The organism is Nocardioides sp. NPDC006273, assembly GCF_040613495.1.
Classification (GTDB): Bacteria; Actinomycetota; Actinomycetes; order Propionibacteriales; family Nocardioidaceae; genus Nocardioides.
This window is the reverse complement of sequence record NZ_JBEXSD010000057.1, coordinates 1-14,542: the sequence shown is the minus strand read 5'-3', so window position 1 is coordinate 14,542 and position 14,542 is coordinate 1. Positions and strand designations below refer to the sequence as shown.

The 14,542-nt window shown below is 70.1% G+C and carries 15 protein-coding genes; 3 read left to right on the top strand and 12 right to left on the bottom strand.

Features of this window, described 5'->3' with window-relative positions; all coding sequences use genetic code 11:
• Positions 1–194: 194 nt before the first annotated feature.
• Positions 195–2,012 (bottom strand): ABC transporter ATP-binding protein, encoded by a 1,818-nt coding sequence (locus ABZZ22_RS21425; RefSeq protein WP_354935567.1) that lies wholly within the window; start codon positions 2,010–2,012, stop codon positions 195–197.
• Positions 2,009–3,793, bottom strand: a complete 1,785-nt coding sequence (locus tag ABZZ22_RS21420) for an ABC transporter ATP-binding protein (protein ID WP_354935564.1) — start codon at positions 3,791–3,793, stop codon at positions 2,009–2,011. The genes ABZZ22_RS21425 and ABZZ22_RS21420 overlap by 4 nt, the downstream gene beginning before the upstream one ends.
• Before the next feature lie 86 nt (positions 3,794–3,879).
• Here ABZZ22_RS21420 and ABZZ22_RS21415 point away from each other — a divergent pair, with 86 nt between their 5' ends.
• The gene (locus tag ABZZ22_RS21415; RefSeq protein WP_354935560.1) at positions 3,880–4,503 is read left to right on the top strand and encodes a TIGR03085 family metal-binding protein; all 624 of its coding nucleotides are present in this window, start codon (positions 3,880–3,882) and stop codon (positions 4,501–4,503) included.
• Between the two features lie 116 nt (positions 4,504–4,619).
• A complete protein-coding gene (locus ABZZ22_RS21410; protein WP_354935557.1) occupies positions 4,620–6,047 on the top strand; it encodes a serine/threonine protein kinase in 1,428 nt (475 codons plus the stop codon).
• A 78-nt stretch (positions 6,048–6,125) separates the two neighbouring features.
• Here ABZZ22_RS21410 and hisF read toward each other — a convergent pair whose 3' ends face one another.
• The 10 genes from hisF to hisD form a co-directional block, all read right to left on the bottom strand.
• Complete coding sequence (hisF, locus tag ABZZ22_RS21405; RefSeq protein ID WP_354935554.1) at positions 6,126–6,887, bottom strand: imidazole glycerol phosphate synthase subunit HisF; 762 nt, start codon at positions 6,885–6,887, stop codon at positions 6,126–6,128.
• Positions 6,884–7,633: a bifunctional 1-(5-phosphoribosyl)-5-((5-phosphoribosylamino)methylideneamino)imidazole-4-carboxamide isomerase/phosphoribosylanthranilate isomerase PriA gene (gene priA / locus ABZZ22_RS21400; RefSeq protein ID WP_354935551.1), complete on the bottom strand. Its 750-nt coding sequence runs from the start codon at positions 7,631–7,633 to the stop codon at positions 6,884–6,886. The genes hisF and priA overlap by 4 nt, the downstream gene beginning before the upstream one ends.
• A 157-nt stretch (positions 7,634–7,790) precedes the next feature.
• On the bottom strand, positions 7,791–8,510 hold the full coding sequence (locus ABZZ22_RS21395) for a VOC family protein (RefSeq protein WP_354935548.1): 720 nt from the start codon (positions 8,508–8,510) through the stop codon (positions 7,791–7,793).
• Between the two features lie 83 nt (positions 8,511–8,593).
• Positions 8,594–9,262, bottom strand: a complete 669-nt coding sequence (locus tag ABZZ22_RS21390) for a cysteine hydrolase (protein ID WP_354935545.1) — start codon at positions 9,260–9,262, stop codon at positions 8,594–8,596.
• A gap of 15 nt (positions 9,263–9,277) precedes the next feature.
• On the bottom strand, positions 9,278–9,418 hold the full coding sequence (locus ABZZ22_RS21385) for a DUF664 domain-containing protein (protein WP_354935542.1): 141 nt from the start codon (positions 9,416–9,418) through the stop codon (positions 9,278–9,280).
• Positions 9,419–9,442: 24 nt separating this feature from the next.
• The gene (locus ABZZ22_RS21380; protein ID WP_354935539.1) at positions 9,443–9,775 is read right to left on the bottom strand and encodes a hypothetical protein; all 333 of its coding nucleotides are present in this window, start codon (positions 9,773–9,775) and stop codon (positions 9,443–9,445) included.
• A complete protein-coding gene (gene hisH / locus ABZZ22_RS21375) occupies positions 9,776–10,420 on the bottom strand; it encodes an imidazole glycerol phosphate synthase subunit HisH (RefSeq protein ID WP_354935536.1) in 645 nt (214 codons plus the stop codon). It lies immediately after the preceding gene.
• Between the two features lie 49 nt (positions 10,421–10,469).
• Positions 10,470–11,081, bottom strand: coding sequence for an imidazoleglycerol-phosphate dehydratase HisB (hisB, locus tag ABZZ22_RS21370; protein ID WP_354935533.1), 612 nt, complete (start codon positions 11,079–11,081; stop codon positions 10,470–10,472).
• A 76-nt stretch (positions 11,082–11,157) separates the two neighbouring features.
• Positions 11,158–12,264 carry a histidinol-phosphate transaminase gene (locus ABZZ22_RS21365; protein WP_354935530.1) on the bottom strand — a complete coding sequence of 369 codons (1,107 nt, stop codon included), beginning with the start codon at positions 12,262–12,264 and terminating at the stop codon, positions 11,158–11,160.
• A complete protein-coding gene (hisD, locus tag ABZZ22_RS21360) occupies positions 12,261–13,589 on the bottom strand; it encodes a histidinol dehydrogenase (RefSeq protein WP_354935527.1) in 1,329 nt (442 codons plus the stop codon). Before hisD ends, ABZZ22_RS21365 begins: the two co-directional genes overlap by 4 nt.
• Positions 13,590–13,726: 137 nt before the next feature.
• On the opposite strand from hisD, the gene ABZZ22_RS21355 reads away from it, so the two are divergent.
• Positions 13,727–14,482: a hypothetical protein gene (locus ABZZ22_RS21355; protein WP_354935524.1), complete on the top strand. Its 756-nt coding sequence runs from the start codon at positions 13,727–13,729 to the stop codon at positions 14,480–14,482.
• Positions 14,483–14,542: the final 60 nt, after the last annotated feature.

The window sequence follows — 14,542 nt, the reverse complement described above, 5'->3', positions numbered from 1 at the left end:
ATTGATGCAAGGGCTGGGCGAGCCGATTCGCGCTCGGCGCCGCGCTCGCAAGGCGCCGCCTCGAAGGAATACCGGGTGTCTTTCGAGGGGCGGCAACGCCGCGAGCGCGGATGCCGAGCGTGAAGCGGCCGGTCAGACCGCGCATCAATCATCTAGCCCCGAGACGTCACTTTCTGACGTTTCGGCGGGGAGGGTCAGCTGCCCTGCTGCGCGACCCAGGAGGAGTGCAGGCGTGCGTACGTCGAGCCCGCCTGCGCCACCAGGTCGGCGTGCGGACCACGCTGGGCGAGGTGGCCGGCGTCGATGACGAGCACCTCGTCTGCGGCCTCTGCGGTGGAGAGGCGATGGGCGATGGTGACCGAGGTGCGTCCGCTCATCAGCCGCTCCAGGGCGCGGTTGATCCGCATCTCCAGGCGCGGGTCGACGGCGGAGGTGGCCTCGTCGAGGACCAGCAGGTCGGGGTCGGCGAGCTGGGCGCGCAGAAGTGCCACGAGCTGCCGCTCGCCGGCCGAGAGCGACTCACCGCGCTGACCGACGTTCGTGCGGACGCCGTCGGGGAGGCCGGCCAGCCAGTCACCGAGGCCGAGGACCCGAGCCGCTTCCACGATCTCCTCGTCGGTCGCGGACAGCCGGCCATAGCGTACGTTCTCGGCGAGGGTGGAGTCGAAGAGGAAGCCCTCCTGCGGGACGAGCACGACGCTGGTGCGCAACGAGACGTTGCCGACCTCGCGTACGTCCACGCCGTCGAGGCGGACCTGCCCGTGGGTGACGTCCATGACCCTGGTGAGCAGCTTGGCGATGGTCGACTTCCCCGAGCCGGTCTCGCCGACCACGGCGACCCTGCGCCCGGGCGCGATCTCGAAGGAGATGTCGTGGAGGACCGGGCGACCGCCGGGATAGGCGAAGGTCACCGCGTCGAACTCGATGGAGAGCGGACCGCGCGGCAGGACCACGCCGGACGGGCCCGGGTCGACGAGGTCGGCGGGCGTGTCCAGGATCCCGATCGTGCGCCGCCAGGACGCGATCGCGTTCTGCGCGTCGGTGAGGATCTGGGTGCCCATCTGGACGGGGCCGACGAACAGCGTCACCAGGAACGCGAACGCCAGGATCTCGCCGACGCTCAGCTCGCCGCCGGTGCCCCGATAGGCCAGCGCCAGCGAGACGCCGCCGACGATCACGCCGGCGTTGGCGAGGCCGCCGGAGAGGCCGCCTAGGCTGAAGAAGACGGAGGTGTAGGCCTGCGCCTTGATCTGGGCGGCGCTGGTGGCATGGATTTCGCGGTCGATGCGCTCCTGGGTGCGGTCCTCGACAGCGTACGCCTTCACCACGGCGGCACCGACGACCGGCTCGGAGACCGCGGAGAGCATCTTCGCGACCTGGCGGCGGGAGAGCGTGTAGGCCGCGGACAGCTTGCGCTGGAAGAACCGCAGGCTCAGGAAGAGCGGGCCGAAGCAGAACCACACCAGGATCGCGAGCTGCCAGGAGTAGACCACCATCACGACGGTGGCGATCAGCATCTGCCCGATGCTGACGATGAAGAGCAGACCACCGAAGACGATGAACTGGCTGACCTGGTCGACGTCGCTGGTCACCCGCGAGACCAGGGCGCCGCGGTGCTCGGTCGACTGGGTGAGCATCGGCAGGTCGTGGACGTGCCGGAAGGCCTTCGTACGCAGCGTGGACAGGCCCCGCTCGGCGGCGGTGAAGAGGCGGCTGGTCATCATGAACGAGGCCCAGCCCGTGACGGCGATGGCGACCAGCGCGAAGAGCCCGGCGCGCAGGACGTAGCCGAGGTCGGGGCCGCCTGGGCCGCTCAGCCCGTTGTCGAGGGTCTGCTGGACCACGACGGGCACGACGACCTGGCCGACGCTCGCGAGCACGGCCAGGGCCATGGTGCCGCGGATGCCCTCGACCAGCTCCGGGGAGTGCTTGATGCCTCGGCGGATGGTCTCGATCGCGCCGAGCTCCTCGCCGCTTCCGACCCGGGTCTCGGGCTCGAGAAGCTCCGTCACTGGGCCACCTCCGGGGTCTCGTAGGCGTTGACCAGGCGGGCGTAGGACTCGTCGCGGGCGAGCAGCTCGGTGTGGGTGCCACGGTCGAGGACGCGGCCGCCCTCGAGGTGCACGACCTCGTCGGCGAGCGCGATCGTGGCCTTGCGGTAGGCGACCACGACGAGGCTGGTGTCGTTGGCGCCGTCACGGAGGGCGGCGAGGATGCGCTGCTCGACCTCGGGGTCGACCGCGGACGTGGCGTCGTCGAGGATCAGCAGCCGGGGGCGGCGTACGAGGGCTCGGGCCAGCGCCAGGCGCTGCCGTTGCCCTCCGGAGAGGCTCGCTCCACGCTCGCCGAGGGTGGTGTCGAGGCCGTTCGGCAGCGCCGTGACGAAGCCGTCGGCCTGCGCCGCCTTCAGCGCGGACCAGACCTCGTCGTCGGTGACGTCGGCCCCGAGAGTGACATTGCCGCGCACGGAATCGTCGAAGACGAAGGCGGTCTGCGGCACCAGGGCCGCGACCCGGGCCCACTCCCCCGCGTCCAGGTCGCGCAGGTCGGTGCCGTCGAGGGTGATCCGGCCCTTCTCCGGGTCGACCAGACGGGCCAGCAGCGTCGTCAGGGTGCTCTTGCCGGAGGCCGTCTCGCCGACGATGGCGACGGTGCGGCCGGGCTGGACCTCGAAGTCGACACCGTCGAGAAGGGTCGGGCCGTCGGCGTAGGCGTAGGAGATGCCGTCGACCCGCAGGCGCGCGCCGGTGGGCTCGCGGCTGGTCCTCGCCTTGCCGTAGGTCAGGCGGCCGGTCGCGTTCAGCACCCGCTGCACCCGCCGGTAGCCGACGACGCTGCGCGGGAACTCTCCCAGCAGCCAGCCGAAGGAGCGGATCGGGAAGGCGACGATGGTGAGCAGGAAGCCGATCTGGACGACGTCGCCGGGGGCGGCGGCACCGCTGGAGACCCGGCCGACACCGACCGCCAGGACGGCGAGGACTCCGACGTTCGGCAGGGAGGCCAGGATCGGGTCGAAGGCGGCGCGGATCCGGCCTGCGCGGATGTTGACGTCCCGCAGCTCCTCGGCCTTGTCCCGGAAGCGGGTGGTCTCCTCCGGCTCACGCCCCAGCGTCTTGACGACGAGGGCGCCGTCGAAGGACTCGTGGGCGATCCCGGAGAGCTCCGCGCGCAGCTGCTGGGCACGGGTCATCAGCGGGGAGGAGAAGCGCTGGAAGACCAGGTTGGCGACCACGACCGCGGGGAAGACGAGGATCGCGACCGACGCCAGGACCACGTCGGTCCAGAACATCTGCCCGATCGCGATGACCATCATGGCGAGGGTCCCGACCGCCATCGGCAGGGGCGCGATCGGCGCCCAGGACGCCTCGACGTCGGAGTTGGCGTTGGAGAGCAGCTGACCGGTCGGGTGCCGGTGGTGCCAGGCGAGCGGGAGCGCCAGATACTGCCGGGTGACCGCGCGGCGCGAGTGCGCCTGCATGCGGTACTGCATCACTCCGGCGCCCAGGCGGCGTGCCACCACCCCGACCGCTCGCAGGATCGCGACGCCGACGAACAGCCCGACCACCGCCCACAGCCAGCCGGCGCCGATCTCACCGTCGCGCAGGGCCGGGACCAGCACATGGTCGGTGGACCAGCCCAGCACCCAGGCGTCGGCGACGGTCAGCGCGCCGAAGAGCGCGGATCCGAGAGCCGAGAGCGTGAAGACCGCCCATTCGCGCCGGATGGCGACCCCGAGGACCTTGAACCCGTCGGTCGTGGTGGCCCGCTGGGGTGTTGGATCCTCGTCACTCATCTCGAGGTAAAGCCTAGGCCAGCACCGTGAATGCGACGAATCTTTTAGAGGCCGCCCGCCACCGCACGGCTCGATAGGGTGCGACCGTGGCTTCCTTCGCGCGCTCCGAGCGCCTCGCCCTGTGCGACACCGCCGTCTCTCTCGGGCCAGCGGCACCGACTCTCTGCGAGGGTTGGGACGTCAAGGACATGCTCGTGCACCTGCTGGTGCGTGAGCGTCGCCCGTGGGCCGCGCCCGGCATCTTCCTGTCTCCGCTCGAGCCCGCGCTGAGAAGGGCGGAGGCGGCGTACGCCGCACAGCCGCTCGAGGATCTCGCCGATCGTCTTCGCGACCCGAAGGGCACCCTCTACTCGATCGCGCCGATCGACAGGGTGGTCAACACGGTCGAGTTCTTCGTCCACCACGAGGATCTCCGCCGTGCCCAGAGCGACTGGGAGCCGCGTACGCTCCCCGCCGTTGCTGAACGTGACCTCTGGCGCACGCTGAAGCTGCTCGGCAAAGGCCTGGTCCGGCCCGCCGACACGCCGGTGGTGGTCAGCAACGGCACCCACACCGCCACCCTGCGAGCCGGTGACGAACCGGTCACCATCACCGGCCCGGTCGGCGAGCTGATCCTCTTCTGCTTCGGGCGGCATGCGGTGCGCGGGCTGACGTTCGACGGGCCCGCGGAGAAGATCACCCAGCTCGAGAACGCCAACCTCGGCTTCTGATGCTCGCTGTTGAATGGCGTTCCGCTCAGCGGACCGCTCCGGGTGCGACGCCCGTAACCTCCCTCCGGCCCGCGGGGTTGTCCTCCAGACAACCGAATCCCCCAGGAGGTCCCGCGATGCGTCGTGCGGCAGCAGTCACCGTCGCCATGCTCTTCGTCTTCTCGCTCACCGCAGCCGCCCCCGCACTGAGCGCGGCCCCGCCACAGGCGCTGCGGGACGTGATGATCGTGGGCAACAACTGGGACGGGACGGCCTCGATCGTCGATGCTCACAGTCTCGAGGTGGTCCGCAAGGGCATCGATCTGGTGCCGGACAAGGACGAGGAGATCGCCGAGATCCACCGGGATCCCGAGCGGCTGGCGATGTACTACCTCGTTCGCTACGGGCCCGGTGAAGGCAACGACCAGCTCGTGGACGACATGTTCACCACGCGCGACGGCAAGCTGCTGGCGGTCTCGCGCCCCAGCCTCGCCGACGTGGTCTGGATCGACATCGAGAAGGCGCTCGCGGGCTCGTCCGACTCCGTCGTGGTCGAGCAGCAGATGGACGGTCACCGCACCGACCACATGGGCCTCTCCCCCGACGGCACCAAGCTGCTGGTCTCCGACTCGACCTCCCGATCGGTGCACGAGTACTGGATGGGCGGTGCCGGCGACCCGCGGACGGGCGAGCGGCTGCGTACGTTCGAGTCCGGCGAGACACCCCACGAGAACAACTACTCGAAGGACGGCTCGCGCATCTTCCATGCCTCCATCGGGCGCGTCTACCTCCCCGGCGATCAGAAGGAGATCTCCCTGGACTCGCTGCCACTGGTCAACCTGGACCAGCTCGGCCTCGGCAGCATCCCCGGCACCGACCTGATCCCGCCGATCAAGATCGGCCCGATCCACGATGCGATCAAGGGCGACCGCTGGTTCGAGATCGTCGACGAGTCCAGCTTCGAGATCTCGCAGCGCTGGGAGATGGGCAAGGAGCTGGAGGAGGCCGGATATCCCGCGATCTCCTCGGCCGTACGTCCCATGGCGGTCGCGCCCGGGGAGCGGTTCATCTACTTCCAGATGTCGTTCCTGCACGGCCTGGTCGAGTTCGACACCCAGGCGGCCGACATCGACGGGAAGGTCGGCTACTCCACCGGTTCCATCGAGGAGCCCCGCACCGGCGCCGTCACCCGAGTCATCCCGCTCCCCAAGCGCACCGAGCTGCCGCGCGAGCTCTACGTCAACGACTCCGCCCACCACGGGCTCTCGATCGACTCCAAGGGCAAGACGCTGTGTGCCGCGGGCACGATGGACGACTACGTGGCGATGGTCGACCGTAGGACCGGCGAGTACAAGACGCTCGACGAGCAGACCACCGGCAACTACTACGGCAAGCCCTACTGGACCACCGAGGGCCTCGGCAACACCTGCTGGGCATCGTTGTCGGACGCCGACGCGGTCGCGGTGATCGACTTCCGCACCGGTGAGGAGCTCGCCTACCTGGACGTCGGAAACCACCCCCAGCGGGTACGCCACGGACAGATCCCGAGCGCACTGCTGAGCTAGGCGGCTGGTCGCCGGCTTCGCGCGGCACCATCCCGGCGAACGTCACACTTTCCCACCAGAGCGGGACGATGCCCCCCGTCAGCGAACCGGGGCGCCGGCGCCGGAGAGCGCCTGCTTGACCTCGCCGATCCGTACCTTGCCGAAGTGGAAGATGGTGGCTGCCAGGACGGCGTCCGCGCCGGCCTCCACCGCGGGCGGGAAGTGCTCGGCCTTCCCTGCGCCGCCGGAGGCGATGACCGGGACGGTCACCTCGCTGCGTACGGCCTTGATCAGGTCGATGTCGAAGCCGTCCTCGGTGCCGTCGGCGTCCATCGCGTTGAGCAGGATCTCGCCGGCGCCGAGCTGGGCCGCCTTCACCGCCCACTCGATGGCATCGATCCCAGCCGACTTGCGGCCGCCGTGGGTGGTGACCTCGAAACCGGAGTCGGTGCCCGGCGCCCGACGGGCGTCGACCGACAGCACGAGCACCTGGTTGCCGAACCGGTCGGCGATCTCGGCGATCAGCTCGGGACGGTCGATGGCCGCGGTGTTCACCGCGATCTTGTCCGCGCCGGCACGAAGCATGCGGTCCACGTCGTCGACGCTGCGGATCCCGCCGCCGACGGTGAGCGGGATGAAGACCTGCTCAGCAGTGCGGGTGACGATCTCGAGCGTCGTCGCGCGCCCCTCGTGAGAGGCAGAGATGTCGAGGAAGGTGAGCTCGTCGGCGCCTTCCTTGTCGTACGTCGCGGCCAGCTCCACCGGATCGCCGGCGTCGCGCAGCTCCTTGAAGTTGATCCCCTTGACGACCCGACCGGCGTCGACGTCGAGACAGGGGATGACGCGTATGGCAAGGGTCATGACTGGTCTCCGCGCGGTCGTCCCAGGGTGAGGTCGAGCGCGTCGGCGAGGTCGAGGGACCCGGTGTAGAGCGCCGTGCCGGCGATCGCACCCTCCACGCCGACCTCGACGAGGCCCATCAGCGCCTCGATGTCGTCGATGGTGGTCACTCCCCCGCTCGCCACGACCGGCCGGTCGGTGGCTTCGCAGACCGCACGCAGCAGGTCGAGGTTGGGGCCCTGGAGCATGCCGTCCTTGTTGACGTCGGTGACGACGTAGCGCGCGCAGCCCTCCTGGTCCAGGCGAGCGAGTGTCTCGTAGAGGTCGCCGCCCTCCTTGGTCCAGCCGCGCGCAGCCAGAGTCCGGCCGCGTACGTCCAGGCCCACCGCGACCCGGTCGCCGTAGGTGGCGATCGCCTGCCGGGTCCACTCGGGGTTCTCCAGCGCGGCGGTGCCGATGTTGACGCGGCGGCAGCCGGTCGCCATCGCGGCCTCGAGGGACTCGTCGTCGCGGATCCCGCCGCTCATCTCGACCTTGATGTCGAGTTTGCCGACGATCCCGGCGAGGATCTCGCGGTTGTTGCCGTGGCCGAACGCCGCGTCGAGGTCCACCAGATGGATCCACTCCGCCCCGGCCTCCTGCCACCGCAGCGCCGCCTCGTACGGATCGCCGAACCGCTTCTCCGACCCGTCCACACCCTGAACGAGCTGGACGGCCTGCCCGCCCTTCACATCGACGGCCGGCAAGAGCTCGAGGTAGTCACCCATGGGCACGATCCTATGTTCCCTACGCCGCCAACCCTGCCTCGCCGTCCGGCTGCGAGATGGTTCCTCCATCAAGGTATGCAGGTGGAGGAACAGATCCCTCGCGGAACTCCGCCCGGGAAGCGATCCTTCGGCTGCATACCTTGACCAAGGAACGCGCTCAGCGAGGCGCCAGCAACGTGAACTCGTAGCCGTCCGGGTCCGTCAGCCTCGCCCACAGCCCGTCAGCGTACGTCTCGGCGTGCAGCGTGGCGCCGAGCCCGACGAGGCGCTGGATCTCATCGGCAGGGTCGGTGTCCTCGGACGCGATCAGGTCGAAGCGGAACCGGTCCCGGGGCCCGCGCGGCACCGGCGGCGGACCGCCCCAGGCGACCTTGGCACTGCCCGACGGGGTGGCGACCGCGGTCTCGCCGTCCTGGTCCCAGACCAGCGGCCAGCCGAGGGCGGCGCTCCAGAACATCCCGGTCTCCCGCGACCCGTCCGCCGCGACCTCGCCCAGGAACCCGGTCCCCGCCAGCCAGCTGTTACCGGCCGGGATCACGCACAGCTCGTTGCCCTCCGGGTCGCCGAGCACGATGTGGTCCTCGTCGGGCCGCTGACCGACGTCGAGGTGGGTGGCACCGAGGCCGAGCAGCCGGTCGACGGTCCGCTGCTGGTCCTCCGGCAGCCTGCTGGTGAGATGAGGATGGTGCGGGTTCTCCAGCCTCTTCGGCGCATCGGTGGGCACGAACCTGATCCGGAAGTCGTCCTCCGCCCGCGGGAGCAGCCTGATCTCCTCACCCTGCGTCTCGGGCTCCCGGCCGAGCACTGCCGCCCAGAACTGCGCGACCCGCTCCGGGTCGTTGGCGTCGATGCAGATCCCGAACCGCCGAGGTGTCATGTCCGGCAACCTAGGTCGCGCCGGGTTCGGTGTGCAATCGGTTTCGGCGTCGCGCCGACCGGGTGAGTTCGGGTCGTAGTCGGTCACGTGGCGACGGGACCTCCGGCGGCGACGAGCCCGAGGACATCGTCGGTGCTGCGTACGTCGCCGAAGGTCCGATAGATGGTCGTCAGCGTCGCGTTGTGCGACTCGTCGTCGCGACCTGCCGTGGCGTCGGCGACCAGGATCGTGCGATATCCCAGCGTTGCCGCATCACGCGCCGTGCCGGCGACGCAGACCTCGGTGAGCGTGCCGGTGACGACGACGGTCTCGATGCCCCGCTCCCGAAGCTGGTGGTGAAGCGTCGAGCTCCCCGGAAACAGGGCGCTGGTCGCCGTCTTCTCGACAAGCATGTCGCCCACGCGCGTCTCGAGACCAGGCCCGAGCCGATCCGCGACTGGACCGGTCCCGCCGCTACGTCGAAACATCTCCGCCACCTGGTCACCGAGAAACTCCCGCGCCCATGACCTCGGCCCCGGGTCGCCCGGCACTATCCACGCGACGACGCCGCCGGCCTCGCGGAGAGCACCAGCGAGCAGATGTACGTTCGGGGTGATCGCGTAGCAGGTCGGATTCGACTCGTAGAAGAACGGGACGAGGTCGACGACGAGCAACGCGGTCCTCGCCGGGTCGAGGGTCGGGTACGCATGTCGTCTGCCCCGCCGAGTCTCCTGTCGCGCGTACTCCCGCTCAGGGATCGCCCACCTGTGCACGCTCGGCGCCGCCACTCAGGCGCTCTCGCGATTGACGCCGACGGACCCGTCGATGGTCTCGCGGAGGATGTCGGCGTGGCCGGCGTGACGAGTGGCGTCGCAGAGGCGGGCGGCGATGATGTTGAAGAGCATGACCTGCTCGTCCCACCACGGCACGTAACCGGGCCGCGCCGAGCTCGGTCAGCGGCGGAAAAGCAGGGTGTAGACCACCGGCGCGACCAGCACCGACGCGATGGCCGCGAAGACCACCGTGCCGACGTCCTCGGTGATCAGATAGATCAGCGCGTTGAGGAGAAGAAGGACGACGAACAGGATCCGTACGTTGCGCCGCCGGCGCTCCGCGAGCGCGCTGTCCGGCCGGGACCGACGCGCGGGGATCCAGCCCGTGAGCCGCTCCTTCCGGGCGCGACGTCGAGCGGACCTGGCCTGCTGCGCGGCCCGCTCCTCAGCGGCAGCCGCGGCCAACCGCTCCCGCTCGGCGCGAGCCTTCGCGCGGGCTCCTGTCTGGGCCACCTAGGCCGCCTTCAAGGAGAGCACCCAGTTGCGCAGGACAGCGGCGCCGGCGTCGCCGGACTTCTCCGGGTGGAACTGGGTGGCGGTCAGCGGGCCGTTCTCGACGGCGGCCACGAACCGGTCGCCACCGTGCTCGGCCCAGGTGACCAGCGGCGCGACGGTGCGGTCGTTGGTGACCAGCGTCCAGTCGCGCACACCGTAGGAGTGGACGAAGTAGAACCGCTCCTTCTCGACACCGGTGAACAACGACGTCCCCGACGGCACGTCGAGCGTGTTCCAGCCCATGTGCGGCACGATCGGCGCCTGCAGACGCTCCACGACGCCCGGCCACTCCCCGCAGCCCTCGGTCTCGACACCGTGCTCGATACCGGTCTCGAAGAGGATCTGCATACCGACGCAGATCCCCATCACAGGCCGCCCGCCGGCGAGCCGCCGCGCGATGATCCGCTCGCCGCGGATCGCCCGCAGCCCGTTCATACAGGACTCGAACGCCCCCACGCCGGGCACCAGCAGCCCGTCGGCCGCCATCGCGGCGTCGAGGTCACCGGTCAGCTCGACCGAGGCGCCGGCACGCTCGACGGCGCGGACGGCGGAGCGTACGTTCCCGGAGCCGTAGTCGAGCACGACGACCGAAGGCGCGCTCATCGGAGCGTCTCCTCGGGTGTGGTCTCGACAAGCTCGACCACCGAGCCGATCACAGTGCGCCCTTCGTCGACGGGACCCCGGTCTCGCGCGGGTCGTAGGCGATCGCGTCGCGGAACGCCCGTGCGAACGCCTTGAACTGCGTCTCCACGATGTGGTGCGGCTCGCGCCCGGCGAGCACGTTGACGTGCAGCGTCAGGTGGGCGTGGTGGGCGATGGAGTCGAAGACGTGCTGGGTCAGGGAGCCGAGGTAGGGCACCCCGGAGCCGCCGAGCAGAACGTACTGCTGACCCTCCGGCTCGCCGGTGTGGACCGAGTAGGGGCGCCCGGAGACGTCCACGACGCAGCGTACGAGCGCCTCGTCGAGCGGCAGGGTGGCGTCGCCGAAGCGGCGGATGCCCTTCTTGTCCCCCAGCGCCTCACGAAGACACTGACCGAGAACGATCGCGGTGTCCTCGACGGTGTGGTGGGCGTCGATGTGCACGTCGCCCTCGGAGTGCACGGTGAGATCGACCAGCGAGTGGCGCCCGAAGGCGGTCAGCATGTGGTCGTAGAAACCGACGCCGGTCGAGACGTCCACCCGCCCCGTGCCGTCGAGATCGACCTCGACGACGACCTTCGACTCGGAGGTCTCCCGCTCGATCCGGGCGGTCCTGCTGCTCATGCCGCCACCTCCGTAGTGCAAATCCGAGAATACGGACGCGGCGGCCTGAGGCTTGTTGCCGCTCGCTGACGCTCGCTCATGCTCGTGCTCCGTTCACATCGGTCAAAGCCTGTTTGAAGGCGGTCATCTCGTCGGCGGTCCCGACCGAGACCCGCAGCCATCCGTCGGGGCCGGTCTCGCGGATCAGCACGCCGCGGTCGAGCAGACCCTGCCACACCGCGTGCCGGTCGGCGTAGCACCCGAAGAGGACGAAGTTGGCGTCCGAGTCGGCGACCTCGAGCCCCTCCCCACGCAGCCATGCCACGAGCGCGTCCCGCTCCTCGCGGAGGGAGGCCACATAGCCCAGCAGCTCCGGCGCGTGCCGCAGTGCGGCGCTCGCCGCCGCCTGGGTCACCGCGGAGAGATGGTAGGGCAGCCGTACGACCCGGATCGCGTCGCAGATCGCCGGGTCGGCCGCCAGGTAGCCGAGCCGCAGCCCCGCCCCGGCGAACGCCTTCGACATCGTGCGGGTGACCACGAGGTTGCGGTGCTCGGCGAGCAGCTCCAGCGCCGAGGGCACCCCGGTCCGCCGGAACTCCCCGTAGGCCTCGTCGACCACGACGATGCCAGTCTCTCCGACGGCCTCGCACAGCGCCGTGACCGCCTCCGGCGGCAGCGCGGTGCCGGTCGGATTGTTGGGGCTCGGCAGCAGCACGACGTGGGGCCGGGTCTCCTCGACCAGCGCCCGCGCCTTCTCCAGGTCGATCGCGAAGTCACTCTCCCTGTGGCCGACGACCCACTCGGTGTTGGTGTCGCGGGCGTACTCCGGATACATCGAGTACGTCGGCGCGAAGCTGATCGCGGTGCGTCCCGGACCACCGAAGGCCTGCAGCAGCTGCAGCATCACCTCGTTGGACCCGTTGGCCGCCCACACCTGCTCCGGCGTGATCTGCGCCTTCGGAACATCAGAGCGAAGGTACGCCGCCAGCCCCTCCCGCAGCGCGACGAACTCGCGGTCCGGGTAGCGGTTGAGCGTGCGCGCCGCCTCGCCGACGCTGGCCGCGATGTCGGCGACCGTCTCCGCGGAGGGCTGGTAGGGGTTCTCGTTGACGTTGAGCTGGACGGGCACGTCCAGCTGCGGAGCGCCGTAGGGCTCGATCCCGGCGAGCTCGGCGCGGATCGGCGGCCAGGAGGCGGTCGTCACGACGAGAACCTCACCGACACCGCTGCGCCGTGACCCGGCAGGTCCTCGGCCTCGGCGAGGGTGACCACGTGGTCCTTGACCGCCGCCAGCCCCTCCCGGGAGTAGTCGACGACGTGGATCGACTTGGTGAAGGCTCGCACCGAGAGACCCGAGGAGTGGCAGGCGCAGCCGCCGGTGGGCAGGACGTGGTTGGACCCGGCGCAATAGTCGCCCAGCGACACCGGAGCGTAGGAACCGACGAAGATCGCACCCGCGTTGCGGATCCGGCCGGCGACGCGGGCGGCGTCGGCGGTGTGGATCTCGAGGTGCTCGGCGGCGTACGCGTTCACGACGTCGACGCCCTGGTCGACGTCGTCGACGAGCACGATGCCCGACTGCGCGCCGGTCAGCGACGTACGGATCCGCTCGACGTGCTTCGTGGCGGCGACCTGCTTCTCGAGCTCGGCCTCGACGTCGGCGGCCAGCGTCTCGGAGTCGGTGACCAGGACAGAGGCGGCCAGCGGGTCGTGCTCGGCCTGGGAGATCAGGTCGGCGGCGACATAGGCGGCCTCAGCGGTCTCGTCGGCGAGGATCGCGATCTCGGTCGGACCGGCCTCGGAGTCGATGCCGACCTGCCCCTTGAGCAGGCGCTTGGCAGTGACGACGTAGATGTTGCCCGGACCGGTGACCATGTCGACGCGCTCGCACCCGCCGGAGGTCGAGCCTGCGGAGACCCCGTAGGCGAACATCGCGATCGCTTGGGCGCCACCGACGGCGTAGACCTCATCGACGCCCAGCAGCGCGCACGCGGCCAGGATGGTGGGGTGCGGCAGCCCCGCGAAGTCGCGCTGGGGCGGCGAGGCGAGCGCGAGCGAGGAGACCCCGGCGACCTGCGCCGGCACGACGTTCATCAGCACCGAGGAGACCAGCGGCGCCAGACCACCGGGCACATAGAGCCCCACGCGCCCCACCGGCACCTTGCGGTGGGTGACCCGGGCGCCGGGCGCCAGGTCGGTGACGGCGTCGGTCTCCAGCTCGGCCTCACAAGTGGCCCGCAGCCGGGTGATCGACTCCTCGAGCCCGGCGCGGATGGCCGGGTCGAGCTCCTCGAGCGCCTTGGCCAGAGCGGCTGCCGGCACCCGGATGTCGTCGACGCGTACGCCGTCGAACTTCTCGGAGAACTCCGCGATCGCCTCTTGCCCGCGGTCGCGGACCGCGTCGATGATCGGCTGCACCGCATGGGTGGCCGCCTCGATGTCGAACTCGGCGCGCGGCACGGCGGCGCGGTAGTCAATGGTCGAAGCGGAGCCTCTGTCGGCACCCCTCAGGTCGATGCGGCGGATCATGCCTCAAGTCTACGAGTGAGCCACCCAGGAGCCGATCTGCCGACGCCACATGGACGCTTGCGCATCACGCGGCGAAGAACGCATACGGCGCCACGATCGGGGTACTCGGAGATCTGACCCATCAAAGGAGGAACGTCATGGTACGGACCGGACTTTTCCACCGAGATCACAAGCATGACGACGAGAGCAACACCGGGTTCGACGAGAACCACGCCTCGACACGCGACTATCAGCCGGGGGGACCGGCGGTCGTCGGCCACGACGACCGCGTGGAGCGCCCGCACAGCGCCACCGGTGAGGCCGGGCATCTGCGTGCCGGAGACGCCACCGAGCACCGCCGTCACGCCGAGGAGGGCCGGCGTGCTGCTCTCCACGACACCTACGGGGGCTTCAACTGGGGCGCCTGCTTCTTCGGCTGGCTCGTCGCGGTCGGCCTGACCGTCCTGCTCGGAGGGATCATCTCCGCGGTCGCCTCCGCGGTCGGTTCCGAGCAGAACTGGACCCGGACCGATCTGGAGTCGATGGCGGACTCGGCCGGTATCGCGGCCGCGATCACGTTCGCCGTGGTCCTCTTCATCGGCTACTACGCCGGAGGGTACGTCGCGGGGCGGATGTCGCGCTTCGATGCCCGCCGACAGGGCCTGGGCGTGTGGCTCGTGGCCATCGCGGTGATGATCATCGCGGCCATCGCGGGCGCACTGTTCGGCTCGAGCTACGACATCACTCAGCAGGTCGAGCTGCCGAGCGTGGGCCTGAGCTCTGATCAGCTCGGCTGGGGCGCGTTGATCGCCGGCGTCGTACTGCTGGCCGTGATGCTCGTCGGGGCACTCGCCGGTTCCGCCACCGGCCAGCGCTACCACACCAAGATCGACCGGGCGACCTACGACGTCTGACCGATCGGACGGCTACTGAGAAGAACACCGGCGGGGTCGCGGGCGCACATGCCCGCGACC